The sequence below is a fragment of the Prochlorococcus sp. G4PB17 genome, from assembly GCF_059772445.1.
Genome location: NZ_CM186288.1, coordinates 1054260 through 1076830, shown reverse-complemented (window position 1 = coordinate 1076830; position 22571 = coordinate 1054260). Strand labels below are relative to the sequence as shown.

Annotated in this window: 18 protein-coding genes; 12 read left to right on the top strand and 6 right to left on the bottom strand. The window is 37.2% G+C overall.

Annotated features, from left to right (window positions below):
- Window positions 1-6: 6 nt before the first annotated feature.
- Window positions 7-570, top strand: coding sequence for a hypothetical protein (locus tag AC6EJB_RS06470; protein ID WP_498490529.1), 564 nt, complete (start codon window positions 7-9; stop codon window positions 568-570).
- Window positions 571-691: 121 nt separating this feature from the next.
- Complete coding sequence (locus AC6EJB_RS06465) at window positions 692-826, top strand: hypothetical protein (RefSeq protein WP_011295180.1); 135 nt, start codon at window positions 692-694, stop codon at window positions 824-826.
- Here the strand turns inward: AC6EJB_RS06465 and AC6EJB_RS06460 are convergent.
- Window positions 819-1712 (bottom strand): serine hydrolase, encoded by an 894-nt coding sequence (locus tag AC6EJB_RS06460; RefSeq protein ID WP_498490528.1) that lies wholly within the window; start codon window positions 1710-1712, stop codon window positions 819-821. The two genes, AC6EJB_RS06465 and AC6EJB_RS06460, sit on opposite strands and share 8 nt — an antisense overlap.
- A gap of 21 nt (window positions 1713-1733) precedes the next feature.
- On the opposite strand from AC6EJB_RS06460, the gene AC6EJB_RS06455 reads away from it, so the two are divergent.
- Both AC6EJB_RS06455 and AC6EJB_RS06450 read left to right on the top strand, forming a co-directional pair.
- A complete protein-coding gene (locus AC6EJB_RS06455) occupies window positions 1734-2486 on the top strand; it encodes a C40 family peptidase (RefSeq protein ID WP_498490527.1) in 753 nt (250 codons plus the stop codon).
- Window positions 2487-2519: 33 nt separating this feature from the next.
- On the top strand, window positions 2520-3482 hold the full coding sequence (locus AC6EJB_RS06450; RefSeq protein ID WP_498490526.1) for a glycosyltransferase family 2 protein: 963 nt from the start codon (window positions 2520-2522) through the stop codon (window positions 3480-3482).
- On the opposite strand, the gene AC6EJB_RS06445 is transcribed toward AC6EJB_RS06450, so the two are convergent.
- Window positions 3440-3922: a HEAT repeat domain-containing protein gene (locus AC6EJB_RS06445; protein WP_498490525.1), complete on the bottom strand. Its 483-nt coding sequence runs from the start codon at window positions 3920-3922 to the stop codon at window positions 3440-3442. The genes AC6EJB_RS06450 and AC6EJB_RS06445 overlap by 43 nt on opposite strands.
- A 133-nt stretch (window positions 3923-4055) precedes the next feature.
- On the opposite strand from AC6EJB_RS06445, the gene AC6EJB_RS06440 reads away from it, so the two are divergent.
- Together AC6EJB_RS06440 and AC6EJB_RS06435 are read left to right on the top strand one after the other, a co-directional pair.
- Window positions 4056-4172 (top strand): photosystem I reaction center subunit VIII, encoded by a 117-nt coding sequence (locus tag AC6EJB_RS06440; protein WP_011295429.1) that lies wholly within the window; start codon window positions 4056-4058, stop codon window positions 4170-4172.
- A 35-nt stretch (window positions 4173-4207) separates the two neighbouring features.
- The gene (locus tag AC6EJB_RS06435) at window positions 4208-4735 is read left to right on the top strand and encodes a photosystem I reaction center protein subunit XI (protein WP_498490524.1); all 528 of its coding nucleotides are present in this window, start codon (window positions 4208-4210) and stop codon (window positions 4733-4735) included.
- Window positions 4736-5009: 274 nt separating this feature from the next.
- On the opposite strand, the gene psaB is transcribed toward AC6EJB_RS06435, so the two are convergent.
- The gene (gene psaB / locus AC6EJB_RS06430) at window positions 5010-7238 is read right to left on the bottom strand and encodes a photosystem I core protein PsaB (RefSeq protein ID WP_498490523.1); all 2229 of its coding nucleotides are present in this window, start codon (window positions 7236-7238) and stop codon (window positions 5010-5012) included.
- Between the two features lie 21 nt (window positions 7239-7259).
- Entirely contained in the window at window positions 7260-9566 is a 2307-nt protein-coding gene (gene psaA, locus AC6EJB_RS06425; protein WP_413683605.1) for a photosystem I core protein PsaA, read from the bottom strand.
- Between the two features lie 593 nt (window positions 9567-10159).
- Here psaA and cobJ point away from each other — a divergent pair.
- Together cobJ and lipA are read left to right on the top strand one after the other, a co-directional pair.
- Entirely contained in the window at window positions 10160-11941 is a 1782-nt protein-coding gene (cobJ, locus tag AC6EJB_RS06420; RefSeq protein WP_498492980.1) for a precorrin-3B C(17)-methyltransferase, read from the top strand.
- A 138-nt stretch (window positions 11942-12079) separates the two neighbouring features.
- The gene (gene lipA, locus AC6EJB_RS06415) at window positions 12080-12949 is read left to right on the top strand and encodes a lipoyl synthase (RefSeq protein WP_498490522.1); all 870 of its coding nucleotides are present in this window, start codon (window positions 12080-12082) and stop codon (window positions 12947-12949) included.
- Here the strand turns inward: lipA and AC6EJB_RS06410 are convergent.
- Together AC6EJB_RS06410 and gltB are read right to left on the bottom strand one after the other, a co-directional pair.
- Window positions 12937-13263 (bottom strand): YciI family protein, encoded by a 327-nt coding sequence (locus AC6EJB_RS06410; protein ID WP_498490521.1) that lies wholly within the window; start codon window positions 13261-13263, stop codon window positions 12937-12939. The two genes, lipA and AC6EJB_RS06410, sit on opposite strands and share 13 nt — an antisense overlap.
- Window positions 13264-13273: 10 nt before the next feature.
- A complete protein-coding gene (gltB, locus tag AC6EJB_RS06405; RefSeq protein ID WP_498490520.1) occupies window positions 13274-17863 on the bottom strand; it encodes a glutamate synthase large subunit in 4590 nt (1529 codons plus the stop codon).
- Window positions 17864-18139: 276 nt separating this feature from the next.
- Between gltB and rpsL the strand changes: the two genes are divergently transcribed.
- The 4 genes from rpsL to tuf all read left to right on the top strand — a co-directional run bounded on the left by rpsL (window position 18140) and on the right by tuf (window position 22454).
- Window positions 18140-18514 (top strand): 30S ribosomal protein S12, encoded by a 375-nt coding sequence (rpsL, locus tag AC6EJB_RS06400; protein ID WP_011824478.1) that lies wholly within the window; start codon window positions 18140-18142, stop codon window positions 18512-18514.
- A 47-nt stretch (window positions 18515-18561) separates the two neighbouring features.
- Entirely contained in the window at window positions 18562-19032 is a 471-nt protein-coding gene (gene rpsG / locus AC6EJB_RS06395) for a 30S ribosomal protein S7 (RefSeq protein WP_498490519.1), read from the top strand.
- A 106-nt stretch (window positions 19033-19138) separates the two neighbouring features.
- The gene (gene fusA, locus AC6EJB_RS06390) at window positions 19139-21214 is read left to right on the top strand and encodes an elongation factor G (RefSeq protein WP_498490518.1); all 2076 of its coding nucleotides are present in this window, start codon (window positions 19139-19141) and stop codon (window positions 21212-21214) included.
- A 40-nt stretch (window positions 21215-21254) separates the two neighbouring features.
- Window positions 21255-22454: an elongation factor Tu gene (tuf, locus tag AC6EJB_RS06385; protein ID WP_498490517.1), complete on the top strand. Its 1200-nt coding sequence runs from the start codon at window positions 21255-21257 to the stop codon at window positions 22452-22454.
- The last annotated feature ends 117 nt before the right edge of the window (window positions 22455-22571 follow it).

Here is a 22571-nt window from a genome sequence, read left to right as displayed (position 1 = left end):
TAAGCTGTGATTAAAGAAAGAATCCAGGAAGTATTTGATTTCACTAAAAGTGAGTCTCCCTATAGGAAAGCTAATAAAGGTTGGCTTAATCAAGATATATTTTTAGATTTAAGTCCCTCTGCTGAAAAGTATAAACAAAAAAATGAAGCTGCAAACATAACACTATTTTGGTCTCCATTAAATAGTTTATTATCGAATATTTTTTTGATTATTATTCTAGGTTCAATATTTGTATTTACCTCAGTATCTATTGTAAAAGGAAGGTTTGATATAGATTTACTTGATAATTTCGCAATTAACGAAGTAATTAATGTTGATCAAAACAAGGACCTAAATATCAGTACTTTAACGGATACGGATTCTACGAATGCAACAATCCAACAAAATATTGAGAAAATAGACATTGATAAACCAAGTAAAATCATTTCATTAGATGATGATTTAGAGAAAGCAGATGAAAAAATAATAAATAAAAAAATAGATAAAAAAGATTCTTCAATAAAAGAAATTGAAATTAATAAAGATATTAAAATTTTACAAAATAAGAAACCAAAATCAAATTTTATTTGAACTATTTTTTTGATATCAATAAAAATTCTTTGGTTTTTTAAAAATTGTTTTATCAGTTAAACTTTTTTGTTTTTTGGCATAGTCAGATGCTTTAATCGAAGTGAGTTTTATGAGTTTTAAGGTGTCTGAAGCAAAGGGTAATCAACTCGCAACTATATCTGTTTACTTAAATACACCAATAATAGCCGTGCTTTTGGCTGTTGGATTCCTTTTGGGATCTATTTTATTCGCTGGAATTTTACTTATTGCTAAATAGCTAATTTATTGAACTCACTGCTAATAGCAGGAAGTAAAAATTGATCTTTGACTAATTCTTTGCCAGTTGTAAAAACGACTGCAAGCATAGGATTCTTATTAGGGGCCACCCACCATGCGACATCATGGCGAACTTCACTCATAAGACCTGCTTTGCTCCAAAGTTTAGAAGCCAAAGGGAGACCTGCACCTAAAAAACCATCTACTTGATTCTCTAGATTTTGCTTGCGAGCTACTGGATCTAGAGAGCGATGAAAAACTTTGATTAAATGCTCGCTTGCCAATTTTGGGAGCATTTCAAGAGTCATTAATGATTCAAAGATTCTGGCACTCCCATCGGTTGTCATACTGTTTCGATTCTCATTTTTTTTTCCATAAAAATCTTTTTCCCTACCAAATGGTCCTTCATTCCAGGTCTTTTGACTGCAGTTCCAATTTTGTATTTCAGGCCATCTAAGATCATTTAGCCAGTGGTTAATTAATTGCCTTTGGATTTTCCATGCTTGATAGTTTGACTCATTAAGAGATGGACCACTTGTTGTGCCTGTTAAAAGATCTAAAATATAACTTGTGGCGTCATTATTTGAGTTTGCGATCATTTCATGTAAAGCTCTTCTAAGTTCTTCTGAGTCAACAATTAAGTCTTTTTGAAGCCATACCTGAGTTGCCAATGCATAAACTATTTTTACTACGCTTGCAGGATAAAAATTTCTGTTTGAATTCCACCCTGCCCCGTATCCACTAGATGTTGATGGTTTTTGCTTGTCATAACGTATGCATGTTATTGCAATATTTTCTTGAAGGTTTGGATGACCTTCTTTTTCAAACCTATCGAGGAGACCTTTCAGGCAATATGCCATCTCTGGGTCTTTTTGGTAGAACGCCATAGCGCTCGAGAAGAATTCAATATGACCTTAGAGGTTTTGCTAACTAAAGCTTCATATGTTTTGGGAAGTTTATGGAAACTGCAAAAAAATATTGATGGATTTAAAAGTGAAAATAGTGATGAATTAGTTACTCAAGCTAGTATTGGTAGGAGTTTTCAATTGATTGATTCTTTAAAATCTAATTTTAAAAATAAGGAAATTATAGACAGAGTTAAAGTGCGTCTTTTGGAAGATGACTATATTTGTTGGTTTAGATTTTCGGAATTAATTCATCAAGCTTCAAAAATAGAATCATGGGAATCTGCATCTTTTACTGAAGAGACAATCATTTCTAGAATTCCTGGGATATTATCTTGGACTAAGGCTGCGAAAAAAATAAGTAATGAATATTTGTGGGGTGGCACTATAGGTCCAAATTTTGATTGCTCTGGTTTGGTGCAATCTGCTTTCGCAAGTGAAGGAATTTGGATACCAAGAGATGCTTATCAGCAGGAAAAATTCTGTAAAAATATTGCATTGGATATTGAAGCTTTAGGCGAAGAATTAAAACCTGGAGATTTACTTTTCTTTGGATCATCTGAAAAATGTACCCACGTTGGATTGCATATTGAGAATGGTTTTTATATTCATAGTTCTGGGGTAATGGATGGGCATAATGGAATAGAGATTGATAATTTATTTCAACCGAACTGTGGAAAAATTTCTTCTTTTTACCGATCTAAATTTAGATCTGCTGGAAGAGTGATCTCTTGTTATCAGAGTGAAACACTCTAAAGAAGATTAATTGACCCTTATGAGGAGTTTTGAATGAATTCTAAAGTTGCACTATCAATAGTTGTTCCTATCTACAACGAAGAAGAAAGTCTTCCTTATTTGGTGAATCAGTTATTAGAAGTTTTACAGCCCATGGAGGAAACTTTTGAATTAGTTTTAGTTAATGATGGTTCATCAGATAACAGCGCAGAGGTAATTAGAAAACTAAGCTTTGAAATACCGGAATTAGTTGGAGTTCTTCTACGTAAAAACTATGGACAGACCGCAGCGATGGCAGCAGGATTTGATATTTCTTCTGGAGAGATAGTTGTCACACTTGATGGTGATTTGCAAAATGATCCTACAGATATTCCGTTATTGGTCAATAAGATTAGGGATGGATTTGATCTCGTAAGTGGATGGAGATATCGAAGGCAAGATGCTGCGATAAGTCGAAAGCTTCCATCAAAAATTGCTAACCGATTGATTGGGAAGGTGACTGGTGTGCGACTTAATGATTATGGATGTTCTTTAAAGGCTTATAGGAAAGAAGTACTGACAGATATGAGATTATATGGAGAATTGCATAGATTTTTGCCTGTTCTTGCAAATATTGAAGGAGCAAGAATTACTGAAGTTAAAGTAAATCATAGAGCCCGTCAATTTGGATCTAGTAAATATGGAATAGATAGAACTTTTAGAGTCTTAATGGACTTGTTGACTGTTTGGTTTATGAATAGATTTTTAACTAGACCGATGTATGTTTTTGGCTTTGGTGGAATTCTTGCAATTTTTGGGAGCTTCATAACAAGCATATACCTATTAACAATCAAACTTTTAGGAGAAGATATAGGTAATAGACCTTTACTAATTTTTGCTTTACTTCTTGCAGTGACTGGAGTTCAACTTTTTGGGTTTGGATTGCTAGGTGAGTTGCAAATCCGCACTTATCATGAAAGTCAAAATAGACCAATTTATCGCATTAGAGATACATTTCGAGGGGGACGAGAACCTTGAGATTTTTTATGTAAATCAATAGTTTTCCCTTTGTAAGATGAAATCCCAGCAGCAGAAGCAATAACAACTCTACTGTCAGAATCCTTCAATCCTCTTCTTAAAAATGGTAATGCTTTCTTGTTATTCCATTGACTAGCAATTTGAATAGCTAATATACGATCAGAAGGGTTGCTAGAGATTAATTTAGTTAATTGTTTCTTTGTCTCTATTGAAGTAAGTGAAGCTGGCTTGAAAAAAGGAGTCGAGTTTTTGTTATACAGTTTTGTTTCTTTTTGATTTTGTAAACTCTTATCGATTATCAATGCTGATGATGTTATATCTGCCTTTGATAAGGAATGCTTTTGAGGTTTGAAGAAAGCTGATGGCTTGGATTGTTTTTTTGAACTCCAAAGGATTAAAGCAATAATTAGAGCTAAACTACCAGCAAAGACCTGATTCATGATAAGAAAATTTGTTTAGTAGTGCATCTTTAAAGAAGATATACGGATTGAACTTTTATGTCATCAATGCGCTGTATTTGGTTTGATTAGATCATAATTCTATAAAATAAGAGTGGATTTATTGAAATAAGTAATGACTAGTGAACTAGCTTCGAGTTTGCTTCCCGCTATTCTGATTCCTCTAGTTGGAATAATGGGTCCAGCAGTTTTCATTGTCTTGATTGGTAGGTACATAACTGCTACTGAGTAATTTCAAAAACTTTATTTTTTCAACTTATTTAGCAAATGACTAAATCTCAAGAAACTCTGATGCAAAAGTGGGCTGTAAAAACAGTCTCAGACCCGACAGTTGGTAACCTCCAAACCCCTGTAAATAGTGGTTGGTTTACTAAAATGATTATTAATAATCTGCCTGTTTATCGAGAGGGCCTATCACCAAATTTTAGAGGTCTAGAAACAGGCGCAATTTTTGGCTACTTACTTTATGGTCCTTTTTCTATGACGGGCCCTCTTAGAAATACTGACTTCGCCTTGACTGCTGGCTTACTAGGTGGAGTAGGGGCGGTACAAATACTCACTGCCCTTTTTATTCTTTACAACGCTCCAGGTAAGGCACCTAATGTCCAACCTCCTGATGCAACAGTAGCTAATCCTCCTTCTGATTTATTTACTAGAGCAGGATGGAATGATTTTACAAATGGTTTTTGGTTAGGAGGTACAGGAGGTGTAGTTTTTGCTTGGTTGCTAATTGGTACTTTGCATTTAGATACTGTTCTCCCTTTAATTAAGGAATATCATTTACTTGGAGCTTAAAATCTTTCCTAGAAGAATTTGAATTAAAAAGCCTCTTATTTAAGGGGCTTTTTAATTCTTTAAATTATTTACTTAAATTGGATGTTTTTTTCAAAAGCTTTAATTGCGATTAATTTATTTGGTTTTCTTTATTCTTATAATCCTACTTTCTTGATATTAAATTGATCGATTTTGCTTATAAATATCCATAGATAACTTCATTAAGATTAGTTCCCATAAAAAAAGAACACTGCTTATAAAACAGTGTTCTTCTGAGTGGAAGCTTGTTAAAAATTTATCCGAACTTACCTGAAGTAGATGCGATAACAAAGGCTCCAAAGGTGACAAAGTTTCCAACTGTGAAATGGGTTAAACCAACCAATCTTGCTTGGACAATTGATAATGCAACAGGCTTATCTCTCCAACCAACTAAATTAGCTATTGGAGTTCTTTGATGAGCCCAAACAAGAGTTTCTATAAGTTCTTGCCAATAACCTCTCCAAGATATGAGGAACATAAATCCAGTCGCCCATATGAGATGACCAAATAAGAACATCCAAGCCCATGGAGATAAAGCATTTACACCAAATGGGTTGTATCCATTAATTAACTGAGAACTATTTAGCCATAGATAATCTCGGAACCAACCCATCAAATAGGTACCAGATTCATTGAATTGAGCTGTATTACCCATCCAAATTGCTAGATGTTTCCAATGCCAATAGAAGGTAATCCAAGCAATAGTATTTAAGGCCCAGAACATTGCTAAATAAGTAGCGTCCCAAGAAGAACTATCACAAGTACCACCACGGCCTGGTCCATCACAGGGGAAAGCGAATCCTAAATCCTTTTTATCTGGAATGAGTTTTGTTCCTCTAGCATCAAGAGCACCCTTTATAAGAATCAGAGCAGTTGTATGAAGTCCTAAAGCAATTGCATGGTGAACTAAAAAATCTGCAGGTCCTATGGGTAAGAAATTTGTAAGAGCATCTGGTCTATTGATCATATCCATCCAGTAATGGTTACCTGGCATGGTGCTTGCAGCAATTGACGCAGAACTAGATGCATTAGCTAATAAAGCATTAAAACCATACATCATTTTACCGCTTGCAGCTTGAGCAAACTGAGCAAATACTGGTTCAATAAGAATCTGCTTTTCAGGTGTACCAAAGGCTACAACTACATCATTGTGAACATAAATTCCAAGGGTATGGAAGCCTAGAAGCATTGTTACCCAACTTAAGTGGCTAATTAAGGCTTCTTTGGTACTAAGGATTCTTGCTAATACATTATCTTTATTCAGCTCTGGATCATAATCTCTGACAAAGAAAATTGCCCCATGAGAGAAAGCACCAACCATCAAGAACATTGCGATGTATTGATGATGGGTATAAAGAGCTGACTGAGTTGTGTAATCCCTTGCGATAAATGCATATGAAGGAAGTGCACCCATATGCTGAGCGACCAAACTACAAGCTACACCTAAAGAAGCAAGCGCAAGTCCAAGTTGGAAATGGAGTGAATTGTTAACTGTCTCGAAAAGACCATTGTGCTTGATACCGAAATAACCCTTATGTGGATCTTTTGGATGACTTGTATTATGCGCTTCAACAATTTCTTTAAGGCTATGGCCAATACCAAAGTTAGTCCTATACATATGACCAGCTATTATAAATACAACTCCTATAGCCAAATGATGGTGAGCAATATCTGTTAGCCATAGTGATTCACTTTGAGGGTGAAGTCCACCTAAGAATGTAAATATCGCTGTACCAGCTCCTTGAGTAGTTCCAAAAACTGCATCAAGTGAATCAGGATTTTGAGCATAGGCTCCCCAATTTCCAGAGAAAAATGGAGTTAAACCTTCGGGATGAGGCATCACAGTTAACCAGTTATCCCAGCCAACGTGTATACCTCTTGATTCAGGTATGGCTACGTGAATTAAATGACCAGTCCAAGCAATGCTGCTGAATCCAAAAAGAACAGCTAGGTGATGATTTAATTGAGATTCTGCATTTTTAAACCATGCCAATGATGGTCTGTATTTAGGTTGAAGATGAAGCCATCCAGCAAACAATAACCAGCAGACAAGAATGTTAATAAAAATTGCACCCTGGAAAAGCTGCTCATTAGTTCTCATACCAATTGTGTACCACCAGTGGTATAGGCCTGAGTAAGCAATATTGACAGGAGAAGTTGCTCCAGCCTGAGTTAGAGCATCAGTAAGACCTTGTCCAAAATGAGGATCCCAAATTGCATGGGCAATTGGACGTGTATGAGTTGGATCTAGAACCCATTGCTCAAAGTTTCCTTGCCAAGCAATGTGAAAAAGATTTCCTGCCACCCAAAGACCAATGATGGCTAAGTGACCAAAATGAGTAGAGAAGAGTTTTTGATATAACTGTTCCTCTGTCATGCCATCATGACTTTCGAAGTCATGAGCGGTAGCTATACCGTACCAGATTCTTCTGGTTGTAGGGTCTTGAGCAAGACCCTGACTAAAAGATGGAAATTTAGTTGCCATTTTATAAAAGATCAGAGAGGGTCAGCCGAGACCGATTAAGCGAGCGTGGAAGAAGGCCCAAGTTGTAGCAATTCCTCCTAGAAGGAAATGAGCTGCTCCAACTGCACGACCTTGAGTGATCGATAGAGCTCTTGGTTGAATAGTTGGTGCCAACTTAAGTTTATTGTGAGCCCAAATAATTGACTCGAATAATTCTTGCCAGTAACCACGACCACTGAATAAGAACATAAGACTAAATGCCCAAACGAAATGTGCTCCTAAGAACATCAAACCGTACATACTTATAGGTTGACCATAACTTGTGAGGACCTGTGAAGACTGAGCCCAGAGGAAATCTCTAAGCCATCCATTTATAGTTATAGAGCTTTGAGCAAAATTTCCTCCTGTAAGGCCCCATACATCACTTTGCATTTTCCATGAGAAGTGGAAGATAACAACTGATAAGCCGTTATACATCCAGAATAATCCAAGGAAAACATGATCCCAAGATGAAACTTGGCATGTACCTCCTCTTCCTGGTCCATCGCATGGGAATCTAAATCCAAGATTAGCTTTGTCAGGAATTAGTCTGGAACTCCTTGCGAATAAAACTCCCTTTAGAAGAATCAGAAGAGTTACGTGGATAGTAAAAGCATGGATATGGTGAATCATGAAATCAGCAGTTCCAAGAGGTATGGGAGCGATTCCAATTTTCCCCCCAACTTGACTTACTGAACCATTGAAGACCTCGCTAACTAAGCCACTTTGAAGGTTTACATTCGCACCAGCAAGCGTGGTAGAGCCAGCAGCTGAATGATGAATATTTTGAATCCATTGAGCGAAAACAGGTTGGAGTTGGATTCCTGTATCACTGAACATATCTGCAGGTCTTCCCAAGGCGCGCATTACATCATTATGAATATAAAGACCAAAACTATGGAAACCTAAGAACATGCAAGCCCAATTCAGATGACTAATTAATGCATCTCTTGCTTTCAAGATTCTGTCTAGGACGTTATCTATATGAACAGCTGGGTCATAGTCTCTAATCATTGCAATAGCAGAATGAGCTGCGGCTCCAACAATAAACAATCCTCCTATCCACATGTGATGGGTAAATAGACCAAGAACTGTTGGGTAATCAATCGACAAGTAAGGATATGGGGGCATCGCATACATGTGATGAGAAATAATTATGCTCAAGGAGCCAATCATTGCAAGGTTTAAACCAAGCTGAGCATGCCAACTATTAGCTAAAAACTCATAAATGCCCTTATGACCATTTGGAGCAGGGAAAAGAATTGGATCTCCAGCATGATTGTCTAGTATTTCTTTGAGGCTATGACCAATGCCAAACATTGTTCTGTATAGATGTCCGCCAAATACAGCTAGTACTCCAAAAGCTAAATGATGATGAGAAATATCTGTCATCCATAAGCTACCAGTAACAGGATTTAGACCACCTTTGAAAGTTAGAAAATCACTAAACGCCCACCAATTAGTAGTAAAGAAATTTTCAACTGTTCTTCCAGCGAGACCAGGAAATATTTGACTAGCAATAGCAGGATTGCAAAGCTCGTGAGGCAAAGGCATATCCGCAATTGAAGCAATAGGAATGCCATCAATAATCAGTGGCTTCCCAGCATCAATTGCATCCATAATCGCTGCGGTTGGTGCGCCAATGTGAATGCAATGTCCAGCCCAAGCAATTGAACCTAAACCAACAAGACCAGCAATGTGGTGGTTTAGCATAGATTCAAGATTTCTGAACCAATCAAGCTTAGGAGCAGCTTTGTGATAATGATATATACCCCCGTGAAGCATAATGGCAGCCATTAGCAAAGCACCAATAGCTAAAGCCATTAACTCTGTTTCGTTAGTAATACCCCAGCCTCTCCACATCTGAAAAATTCCTGATGTGATCTGAATTCCGTGATAATTACCACCCAAATCAGCATTAAGCATTTCTTGACCAACTATTGGCCAAACAACCTGCGCTCCAGGCTTTACATGAGTTGGGTCGGCTAGCCAGCCAGAGTAATTGGAAAAGCGAGCTCCATGGAAAAAAGCAGCACTCATCCAAATAAAGATGACTGCTAAGTGTCCAAAGTGAGCTGAAAAGACCTTTCTACTTGTCTCTTGTAGATCTCCAACATGGGTATCAAAATCATGCGCATCAGCATGAAGATTCCAAATCCAAGTTGTAGTTTTGGGACCCTTTGCAAGGGTTTTAGACCAAAAACCAGGCTTGTCAAGCTTGGAAAAATCTACGGGGATTGCATCAGTTTCGATAGGTTTATCGAGAACTGGTTCTTTTTTTTGTTCTCTTTCTGGGGGGCTTATGGTCATCGAGTGATTCCTTTAGGAATGTGATCGAGGTGGGGGAGTAATCTTTTCAGATTAGGTGTTAAATCTATGAAGGAAAAACTAATAAAAAAAAGCTAGTTCCGTGGATAGATTTAGTAATTCAAAACCTACCTTGAAGGTAATTGAATTTGTGGTTTTTAGTTATGTCACAATCATAAAACAGAGATTCAGTTACTACGATGGCGTGTAACAAATGTTCTACACTTTTATTTTTGTGTCAATTTAAATTTAAAACTTTGCTTAACCTCAATTTTTTTAGAGGTGAAATAAAGAATCAATGAATTACACATAGTAGTTTTGGTGATAAATATATTAAATTAATATTCGTCTAGGTAGCTACTTATCCCAGTTATCGTAATGTTTTTAGCTTACTAGACTCTCTTTGAGCGTTTATGCATAGGCGAATATACTCCTATTGTTTTAAGTTTTGAAAATTGCTTTTTGATGATTAGTGAATCTTTTCGATGGGCATTTTATTGAAATGCATCAAAATAAAGCTGTTTCTTACTTCTGTTCTGGAAAAACCTTTTATTAATACTCCAAAAAGAATTGCATTTGGATTCTCTTTGAGTTCTTTGCCTTTGCTCCAGAGATTAAAGGCATCTAATCATGTTGATCAAATTTTCACATCGGATAGATCAGATTTTTTATTCGAGGAAAAAGCTTCAGGTTGTATTCAATCAATGCCTAAAGCTTTTTTAAAAGATCATTGGCAGAAAAACAATCAATTAATTTTTATAGGTTCAATCGGAGCAGTAGTTAGGCTCATCTCTCCTTTCGTCAGTTCCAAAGAAAATGATCCAGCGATACTGGTAATGGATTCAAAAGCTAAAAATATTATTCCTCTATTGGGAGGCCATAAACAAGGGGGAGATAGATTTGCAAATGAATTATCAGCAGCTTTAGAAGCAGAAGCGATTTTCACCTCAGATTCATATATTGAAAGAAAAATCCCCTTGGATTGTTTTGGCAAAGGTTGGGGATGGGAGAGAGGAGGAGATGATGCTGATTGGCGAAATTTAATGATTAGTCAAGCTAGAGAGAGAAAAAATGTTGTTTTTCAATCTAAAGGCTCAAAACTATGGAATAAGTTGAAAGCTTGCTCAAATTTTTCTTTTTTAGAGAAAAATGATGAGATATCTTCTAAAAATATCGACTTATATATAGGTCAAGAGAAAAACGGCATATGTTCTTGGCATCCATCATCAATAATTATCGGAATTGGTTGCGAGAGAAATACTGATGAAAAATTGATTCAAAGAGCAATCAATAAGTCTTTTTCAAAAAAAGGTTTATCACTTCTTTCAATCGCTTGTATTGCAACGATTGATAAAAAAAATGATGAAATAGGATTATTGAATTTGTCGAAAAAAAATGAATGGCCAATTTATTTTTTTAGTGCCCTTGAACTTTCAAAAGTAAAGGTCCCTACTCCTTCAAACTTAGTGTTAAAAGAAATGGGAACCCCCTCAGTAGCTGAGGCAGCAGCAATTTCACAGGGAGCAGAGAGTGGAAGGTTAATACAAGAAAAACAAATCCATTACGCCAAAGAGGATGAATTTGGTGCTGTCACTATTGCATTGGTAGAGCTTGATAAACCTTTTGCTCCCCATAAAGGTGAATTGCATTTAATTGGCAGTGGGCCTGGAAAATTAGAAATGCTTACTTCTGACGCACGTCAAGCGCTGACTAGATGTGCTGCTTGGATTGGTTATGGTCCTTACTTAAATTATTTGGAAACAATAAGACGTCATGATCAGGTTCGGATCGATTCAGGATTAACTTTTGAAAAAGATCGTTGTCAACAGGCTCTTGATCTTGCAAAACAGGGAGCAAGGGTTGCTCTTATTTCCTCTGGAGACAGTGGAATTTATGGAATGGCAGGATTAGCTCTAGAACTTTGGCTAGATGACTCTTTTGAATCTAGGCCTTTATTCCAAGTTCATCCTGGTATTAGCTCTTTTCAAATGGCTGCAGCCAAGCTAGGAGCTCCTTTTATGCACGATTTTTGCTCTATCTCCTTAAGTGATCTTTTAACTCCGTGGAATAAAATTGAGAAGCGACTCCAAAGTGCGGCGAAAGGTGACTTTGTTATTGCAATATTTAACCCCAAATCAATAAAACGTGATTGGCAATTAAAAAAGGCTGTTGATTTATTACTTGAATTTAGGGATAAAAGCACACCTGTTGCCATAGCTAGAGAGCTTGGCAGGCCAGAGGAAAATATAGAAATACATACTCTCGAATCTTTGCCTTTTAATCAGGTTGATATGCTTACTATTGTTGTTATTGGGAATAGTCAGAGTGTTATCAAAAACAATAAATTTTTAACGCCAAGAGGTTATTTATCTAATTAATTTTTTTGTTGATTACAAAGAACTAGAAAATCCAATGGTTAGCTTTAAGTTTAGTTTTGGTCATCAACTTTAGAAGAAGTTAAAAAATCAAGTCAATCTCTGAATTCTTTCTAAAGTTAGTTTGCTATTAAAAGAATTTTGCTTAAACCAGACTGGTTAAGGGTTAAGGCTCCTCAGCAAGAAAGGATTGGCAACGTTGCTGATCTATTGGTTGATTTAAAACTAAATACAGTTTGCCAGGAGGCTAGTTGTCCAAATATTGGAGAATGTTTTGCAGGAGGTACAGCTACTTTCTTAATTATGGGACCGGCTTGTACGAGGAAATGTCCTTATTGCGATATCTCTTTTGATAATTCGAAAAGGCAATTAGACCCATCAGAACCTGATCGTTTAGGTGAAGCTGTTTCTAGGATGGGCTTAACTCATGTGGTAATAACTTCCGTCAATCGTGATGATTTAGAAGATGGTGGTGCGAGTCAATTTTTGAAATGTATTAAGGCTGTTCAAAGTAAATCTCCTTTTACTTCTATTGAAGTCTTAATACCAGATCTTTGCGGAAATTGGGATGCTTTAAAAGTGATTTTGGATGCAGCTCCAAATGTTCTCAATCACAATATCGAGACGGTACCAAGGCTCTATCCACGAGTTAGACCACAGGGGAAATATGAGAGGTCTTTGGAGTTATTAAAAAGAGTTCGTGAAGGCTGGCCAAGAGTGTATACGAAATCCGGCTTAATGGCTGGATTAGGGGAAACAGATGAAGAGATTTTGAGTGTTCTTGCTGATCTGCATCTCAATAAAGTTGATATAGTAACTATTGGCCAATATTTATCACCAGGCCCAAACCATTTACCTGTAAATAGATTTGTATCTCCCTCTCAATTTGATAGTTACCGACTGGAGGGAGAAAATAAATTAGGATTTTTGCAGGTCATTAGCTCACCATTAACTAGAAGTAGTTATCACGCAGGAGAAGTTAAAAAATTAATGATGTCTCATCCAAGATGATTTGAAAAATTTGGTTGACTTCCATCAATTGATATCCATTCTTGAAGATCCCAGGTAACTAAATTATTTTTAATCATGGGATCATTTTTTATGATCTTTTTTGCTGTTACATAATCCTTTGCTTCAAGAATTAATAAACCTCCACCACCTGGCATCTTTTTTTCATTTATTAAATATCCGCTATAGATTTTATGGCCGAAGTTACTAATATTCTTAACCCATTCTTTATGCATTAATAGGAATTTTTTCCTTTCAATATTAGATAATTCTAAGGTTTTGTCTTTAAACTTCTCTGTCTTAATAAATAGAGGCATTATTGTTTGACTAAATTGCTGCTTTCTCCAGTGCTTCCTCAATACCTAATTTATTCTTTTCGCTTGGAGGAACTACAACCTTGAACAACTTTTTCCACGAAGACCAGTCTGAGAGAATCTTTTGCGCTAAGGGACTTTTGGTTCTTTGGTGATATTCAATAATTAAGTCATTTAAGAATTGTTCTTGGTTAGTTGCAGTTAGATGATAAACATCAACAATTTCTTTATTCACTCTTAAGTCAAGTTCATTTTTATTGTCAAAAATAAAAGCTATGCCTCCAGTCATTCCTGCTCCAATGTTTCTTCCAGTTTTTCCAAGCACGACAACTACTCCGCCTGTCATATATTCGCAACAATGATCACCCGCTCCTTCAATAACAGCATGAGCTCCACTATTGCGAACTCCAAAACGTTCACCTGCGATTCCAAGGGCGAATAATTTTCCACCAGTTGCTCCATATAGACATGTGTTACCAAGTATTACCTGAGTGTTAGATGAGTTATTAATAATTTCGGGAACAATCGTAATGGAACCTCCGTTAATACCTTTTCCTACGTAATCATTAGCTTCTCCTATCAAAGATATATTCATTCCTTTTAAAATAAATGCACCAAAACTTTGCCCGGCTGAACCTTTAAATATCAAATTTAAATCCCCATTAAAACCTTTATTCCCATATTTTTTAGCTATTTCTCCAGAGATTCGGGCACAAACACTTCTATCTGTATTAACAATTGGAATTTCTTTAGTAATGCTTCCTTGAGTTTGAATTGCATTAGAAACTTCTTCATCCTTTAGAAGGGCATTTTCAAGAACATCTCCATTGCTATGAGCTTTAATTTCGTGGCTTAACCATGAACGATCAGTTGAGTTATCTATGGGTTGGAGAAGGCTGGATAGATCAACTTCTTTTGTTTTTTTTAAGTCTAAATTTCGTGGGATTAATAGATCTGTTCTTCCAATAAGATCCTCTACTTTTGCTATTCCAACTTGACTCATTAATTGTCTGACTTCCTCAGCTACGAAGATAAAAAAGTTAACGACATGTTCTGGTAATCCAGGAAATCTTTTTCTTAAGCCTTCTTGCTGAGTTGCTACACCTACTGGACATTTATTTGTATGGCAAATCCTAGCCATTATGCAACCTTCAGCAATCATTGCGACTGTTCCAAAACCATATTCTTCTGCTCCAAGTAAAGCTGCAATAAGCACATCCCACCCTGTCTTTAGACCTCCATCTGCTCTTAATAAAACCCTTTCGCGAAGACCATTTTCTAATAAAGATCGATGAACTTCCGTTAATCCAAGTTCCCATGGCAAGCCAGCATGTTTAATTGAACTAAGTGGAGAAGCACCCGTCCCTCCATCATGTCCTGAAATTTGGATTACATCCGCATTGGCTTTGGCTACTCCCCCTGCAATTGTGCCAATCCCTATCTCAGCAACTAATTTCACACTGACTTTTGCAATTGGATTTATTTGATGTAAGTCATGAATAAGTTGGGCAAGATCCTCTATGGAGTAGATATCATGATGAGGAGGAGGAGAAATAAGAGCTACTCCTGGCTTGCTATTACGAAGCTTTGCTATGTATTCATCAACCTTTGGCCCGGGTAATTGTCCTCCCTCGCCAGGCTTTGCACCTTGAGCTACTTTGATTTCTAATTGCTTTCCGCTTGTTAAATATTCAGGGGTTACACCAAATCGGCCAGATGCAATTTGTTTTATTGCAGAACATGCTGTATCTCCATTTAAAAGTCCCTTGAGATTAGGTAATGTTTTTGATTGATTATTTTCATCAACATCCTTGAGGACATTGAATCTCGCAGGATCCTCTCCTCCTTCACCACTATTGCTTTTGCCTCCAATCCTATTCATTGCTATTGCAAGAACTTCATGCGCTTCCCTAGATAGGGCACCTAGACTCATTCCGCCGGTGCAAAATCTTTGACAAATACTCTCAACACTTTCTATTTGATCAATGGGTAAAGGCTGGGTAACTGTTTTAAATGTAAGAAGATCTCTGAGGGTAGTAGCGGGACGACTTTCTAGAAGTTGTTGATAAGTTTTGAAGTGGTCATATCCAGGTCCAGCTTTTACGGCAGCATGAAGAATTTTTGACATTTCTGGATTATTTAAATGAAATTCTCCACTATTTCGATATTGAACAAATCCATTAAAATCAAGTTTTTTCTGATCTAGTTCTGGGAAAGCTTTTTTGTGAAATGAAATTGTCTCGATTGATAATTCGCTTAAAGTTAGTCCTGCTATACGACTTGTTGTTCCCTTGAAAGCTAAATCAATTAAATCTGCACCGATACCTATAGCTTCAAAGATTTGTGCTCCATGATAACTTGCTAATACTGAGATTCCTATCTTAGAAAGTATTTTTCTTAATCCATCTTCCATTGCTTTCTTAACATTTTCTTGAGCAATCTCTATAGATAAATTAGATAACTTCCCATCTGAAATAAGTTTTTGAGTTTTAGGTAATTGCCACCAATGGCGAGTAGTTTCCCATGTCAACCAAGGACAAATTGCACTTGCTCCAAATCCAATCAGACAGGCAATGTGATGAGTACTCCAGCATTGAGCTGTATCTATAATTATCGAGGTTTTTAGTCTTAGTCCTTTTTTAAGTAAGTGATGATGAACTGCACCAACAGCAAGAAGAGGCGGAATGTAGGAATTTTCTCGATTAATATCTCTATCAGAAAGGATTAGTATTTCTGCACCATTAATTACACTATTTTCTGCTTCTTGGCATAGATTTTTGAGACCTTTTTCAAGGTTAACTTGATCATCATTAACAGGAATTAAAGTCGATATCTGCTTGCATGAAAGTTCTGATTTTGTTATTGAATTCAATTCTTTTTCATTAATTATTGGTGATTTAATATGAATTAGTCTTGCAGACTTTTCGTTAGGCCTTAGGGGTGCTTTTCTAACCCCAAGATGCATCTCTAAGCTAGTGACTAGCTTTTCTCTAAGAGGATCAATTGGTGGATTGGTAACTTGTGCAAATCTCTGTTTAAAATAGTCGTAAAGAATATGTGATTTATTAGAAAGTATTGCTAGTGGTATATCGTCTCCCATGCAATAAGTTGGTTCTTTTGCATTTGCTGCCATGCTATTAATTATGTAATCAAAGTCTTCTGCACTAAAGCCAAATGCAATTTGTTGCTGAAGCAATTTTTGCTTATCAAATTTATTATTTATTTCCCAACTTTGGTTATTAAGGTTTATACGATTTGCTTTTAACCAATCTAAGTATGGATATCTATTTGCTGACTCTTCTTTAACATCCCAGTTTCGTAAAATTCTCTTGCTTTCTAAATCTACCGCAAGCATTTGACCAGGTCCTAGGCGACCTTTTTCTTGTATTAGATCTTCTTTTAATTCAACAACACCTGTTTCAGAACCCATAACAACATATCCATTTTTAGTGATGCAATAGCGAGCTGGTCTTAAACCATTTCTATCAAGAGTTGCACCTATATTTCTTCCGTCAGTAAATACTATTAAAGCTGGCCCATCCCAGGGTTCTTGGGTTCCTGCTGCATATTCATAAAAAGCAGTTATTTCAGGTTTATTTATTAATTCTGGTTGGTCTCTAAAAGCTTCGGGAATAAGTGTTAATAAACTATCAGTTATTGGTCTTCCACTTCGTACTAATAGTTCAAGGTTTAAATCAAGATTTGCTGAATCACTATATAAATTATTGACTATAGGTTTTAGATCATTTGCATTTTCTTTCCAAACTGAACTTATATCTGTTTCTTTTGCTTTAGCCCAATTTATATTTCCTAGTAATGTATTTATTTCTCCATTATGACCTAAAAGTCTCATTGGTTGAGCTAAAGGCCATTTAGGTAATGTATTTGTACTAAATCTTCTATGATAAACCGCATAGGAAACCTCAAATCTATCGTCCTTTAAATCATTATAAAAAGGAGCCAATATTTCTGACCTAACCATTCCTTTATAAACAATAGTTTTGCTACTCAAAGAGCAAATATAAAGACCTAATTCATCTTCCTTTAATTCTATATTTGCTCGATTAGAAATCCTTTGCCTCAGTCTGAAAAGTAAAGCCTCAAGATTGATTTCTTTATCGTGAACACTAACTATCCATTGTGTAATAAAGGGTTCATTTTCCCTTGCAAGTTTGCCTAAAACTTCTTCTTTAATAGGAACATCTCTCCACCCTTTTGAGTTTAACCCTAATAACTCAGCTTCCTGCACACATATCTTCTTCGCTATTTCTCTATTCTTAGAGTCTTTAGGCATGAAAATCATACCTATTCCTGACAATTGGGGGTCGCATTGTTTAGCCGTGCCCCAGACTTCCCTTAAATATGACCATGGAATTTCACACAAAATTCCAGCACCATCACCTGAGTCCCCATCTCCGCCACATCCACCCCTGTGCTCCATGCAGCTGAGACCACGAAGTGCCTGAGACAAGACCCAATGATTTCGGTTGCCTTCAACGCTAGCTATGAAGCCAACACCACAAGAATCTTTTTCCCCAGAGAAGGCATCTGGATAGGTACTATCGCAGTAGGGCCAATTTGATCTTGATGGTCGTTGATGCATGTTTTTAACTTACTATTTTTTCTTTTCTTACAAAAGTGCTTTCGGTAAGCTTGAGAAAGCTTATTAGAATAATTTGATAGATCCTAGAGTTACATCTTAAACATTTTTGTCTACTGACAAGTTTTTTATTCAATACTTTCTTGAAAATATTTGTACTTATTCTTAAACCTGGATAAAAATTAAATATTAATTGAAAAAAACTATGAATTTGGGTAGTTGACCAAGTAATCTGGGGAATTGTTGAATCTGGTCGAACCAAGACCAAATATTAAATTAATGCCAACCATTCAACAGTTGATAAGAACAGAGCGAAAGACTCTAAAAACAAAGACAAAATCCCCTGCTTTGCGAGGTTGCCCAGAAAGGAGAGGAGTATGTACAAGGGTTTACACCTCTACTCCGAAAAAGCCTAACTCTGCTCTTAGGAAAGTAGCTCGTGTCAGATTAACCTCCGGTTTTGAGGTGACTGCTTACATTGGTGGTATTGGTCACAATCTTCAAGAACACTCAGTTGTTTTGCTTAGAGGTGGAAGGGTTAAAGATCTTCCAGGAGTTAGATATCACATAGTCAGAGGAACTCTCGATACCGCAGGTGTTAAGGATCGTCGTCAATCCAGATCTAAATATGGAGCTAAATCTCCTAAAGAATAAAAAATTATTTTTATCTAGTTAATTTTCACCTTTAACAATTTAATTTCATGTCTAGAAGAAACGCTGCAGAGAAAAGACCTGTTCTCCCAGATCCACAATTTAATAATCGACTTGCAAGCATGATGGTTCATCGTTTGATGAAGCATGGGAAGAAATCAACAGCTCAAAGAATTCTTTCTGATGCCTTTGGTTTGATTAATGATCGAACTGGTTCAGACCCGATTGAGTTATTTGAAACAGCAGTGAAAAATGTAACTCCTCTTGTTGAAGTTAGAGCCAGAAGAGTGGGAGGAGCTACTTATCAAGTTCCAATGGAGGTTCGCCAAGAGAGAGGAATTGCTATGGCACTCAGATGGTTAGTAAATTTCTCAAGATCAAGAAATGGTAGAAGCATGGCTCATAAACTTGCCGGAGAGCTAATGGATGCAGCTAATGAGGCTGGGAACGCAGTAAGGAAAAGGGAAGAGACTCATAAGATGGCCGAAGCCAATAAGGCTTTTGCTCACTATCGTTATTGAATTTGTTCAAATTTTTCTATTTAAATCCTCAAAAATATTTCTTTTTTTGCATGCTGAGTTGTAGAGTCCAGGCGCATTTTAAAGCCCTTTAGTCGGAGAATTTTCTGTGGCACGCGCCTTTCCTTTGGAACGAGTTAGAAATATCGGGATAGCTGCACATATTGATGCTGGTAAAACAACTTGCACTGAAAGAATCCTTTTCTATTCAGGTGTCGTTCACAAAATGGGCGAGGTACATGATGGTGCCGCAGTTACCGATTGGATGGCACAGGAGAGAGAAAGAGGAATAACAATTACTGCAGCGGCAATTTCAACTACATGGGACGACCATCGTATAAATATTATCGATACTCCAGGTCACGTTGATTTCACGATTGAAGTTGAACGTTCGATGAGAGTTCTAGATGGAGTTATTGCTGTTTTCTGTGCCGTTGGTGGAGTCCAGCCCCAATCTGAAACAGTTTGGCGGCAGGCTGACAGGTATTCAGTTCCCAGGATGGTTTTTGTTAATAAAATGGATAGAACAGGTGCAGATTTCTTAAAAGTCCATGGACAAATCAAAGATAGGTTAAAAGCAAATGCAGTTCCCATTCAGTTGCCAATTGGAGCTGAAAATGATCTCAAAGGTATTATTGATCTTGTAGAAAACAAAGCATATATATATAAGGATGATCTTGGAAAAGATATCGAACAGACTGATGTCCCCTCAGAAATGGTCGATTTAGTATCTGATTGGCGCTCTAAATTGATGGAGTCAATTGCTGAGACCGATGAGAAATTGCTTGATGCATTTTTGGACAACGGCGAATTATCAGTAGATGAACTGAAAGCAGGTATCAGAGAGGGAGTTCTTAATCATGGCTTAGTTCCAATGTTATGTGGTTCAGCTTTTAAAAATAAAGGAGTTCAATTACTTTTGGATGCTGTAGTTAATTACCTGCCAGCTCCAGTTGATGTCCCACCGATCCAAGGGTTGTTACCCAACGGTAAAGAAGCTGTTAGGCCCTCTGATGATGGAGCACCATTTAGTGCACTTGCTTTCAAAGTTATGGCTGACCCATATGGGAAGCTAACTTTTGTTCGAATGTATTCAGGTGTTCTTGAAAAAGGAAGTTATGTTCTTAATTCAACCAAAGATGCTAAAGAAAGAATATCTCGATTAATTGTATTAAAAGCTGATGATCGCGAAGAAGTGGATGAATTAAGAGCTGGAGATCTTGGGGCTGTCCTTGGACTTAAAAATACAACTACAGGAGATACTTTGTGCTCTTCTGAAGAGGCAATTGTTCTTGAAACTCTATATATACCAGAACCAGTTATTTCCGTTGCAGTTGAGCCTAAGACAAAAAGTGATATGGAAAAGCTAGGCAAAGCTTTGACTTCTTTGTCTGAGGAAGATCCAACTTTTAGAGTAAGTACTGATCAAGAGACAAATCAAACAGTCATTGCTGGTATGGGTGAACTTCACTTGGAGATACTTGTTGACCGTATGCTGAGAGAATTTAAGGTCGAAGCTAATATTGGTGCACCCCAGGTCTCCTATAGGGAAACTATTAGAGCGAGTTCCTCAGGTGAAGGTAAGTTTGCGCGGCAAACAGGAGGTAAAGGTCAGTATGGACATGTGGTGATTGAGGTTGAGCCAGGAGAGCCAGGAACAGGTTTTGAGTTCGTTAACAAAATTGTTGGTGGTTCTGTTCCCAAAGAATATATAAAGCCGGCTGAATCAGGAATGAAAGAAACTTGTGAGTCTGGTGTGATTGCTGGCTATCCTTTAATTGATGTAAAAGTCACTTTGGTTGATGGGTCTTATCATGATGTTGACTCATCAGAGATGGCCTTCAAGATCGCTGGCTCTATGGCTTTCAAAGATGGGATCAAGAAGTGCAATCCTGTTCTTCTTGAACCCATGATGAAAGTTGAGGTAGAAGTCCCAGAGGACTTCCTAGGGTCTATTATTGGAGATCTGTCCTCTAGACGAGGCCAGGTCGAAGGTCAGTCCATCGATGATGGACAATCCAAAGTCCAGGCAAAAGTGCCATTAGCCGAAATGTTTGGCTATGCCACTCAACTCCGATCAATGACTCAAGGTCGGGGTATTTTCTCAATGGAGTTCAGTACATACGAGGAAGTTCCTCGCAATGTTTCTGAAGCAATTATCTCCAAGAATCAGGGCAATTCCTGATCTCTAAAATTTACTAACCAACCCCCGATTCTTTAAAAAAATGGCTCGCGAGAAGTTTGAGAGGAACAAACCTCACGTCAACATAGGTACTATTGGCCACGTTGACCATGGCAAAACAACCCTAACTGCAGCAATCACAAAGGTTTTAGCCAAAAAAGGGCAAGCCAAAGAACAAGATTATGCTGATATTGACGGTGCTCCTGAAGAGCGTGAACGCGGTATCACAATCAATACTGCTCATGTTGAATATGAAACTGACGGCAGACATTATGCACATGTTGATTGCCCAGGACATGCTGATTATGTCAAAAACATGATTACAGGTGCTGCTCAAATGGACGGAGCAATTCTTGTGGTGGCTGCTACTGACGGAGCAATGGCTCAAACAAAAGAACATATTCTTTTGGCTAAGCAGGTTGGAGTCCCAGCCTTGGTAGTTGCCTTGAATAAATGTGACATGGTTGATGATGAGGAAATGATAGAACTTGTTGAAATGGAGATTCGTGAGCTTCTAACAAGTTATGACTTTCCAGGTGATGATATCCCTGTTATTCAAGTTTCAGGCTTAAAAGCAATTGAAGGAGAAACAGATTGGGAGACAAAAATAGATGAATTGATGACAGCTGTTGATTCCTCCATACCAGAGCCAGAGCGCGAAGTCGATAAGCCATTCTTAATGGCTGTTGAAGATGTTTTCTCTATTACTGGTCGTGGAACTGTTGCTACAGGCCGAATCGAAAGAGGAAAAGTAACAGTTGGAGAGGAGGTGGAAATTGTAGGTATTAGAGATACAAGACTTACAACTGTTACGGGAGTCGAGATGTTCAGAAAGCTTCTCGATGAAGGTATGGCTGGGGATAATGTTGGTCTTCTATTAAGAGGTATTCAGAAAGAAGATATTGAAAGAGGAATGGTACTTGTGAAAAAAGGATCCATTACACCTCATACCAAATTTGAAGGTGAGGTTTATGTATTAAAAAAAGAGGAGGGTGGTCGTCATACTCCTTTCTTCGCTGGTTATCGTCCTCAGTTTTATATTCGTACTACTGATGTTACTGGTCAAATCACTGCATTCACTTCTGATGATGGAAGTAATGTTGAAATGGTCATGCCTGGCGACAGAATAAAAATGACAGGTGAATTGATAGCCCCTGTGGCCATAGAGCAAGGAATGAGATTCGCAATTCGTGAAGGTGGTAGAACCATCGGTGCTGGAGTGGTTTCTAAAATTCTCGAGTAATTATTTTTAGGATGACTTGTAATTTCATCAGGTCATCCTTTAGATTTATTAAATTGATGAACTCTTCAGTTCATATCCAAAAGAACCTTGAAAATTTAATTTAGCCTTTTTGTAATT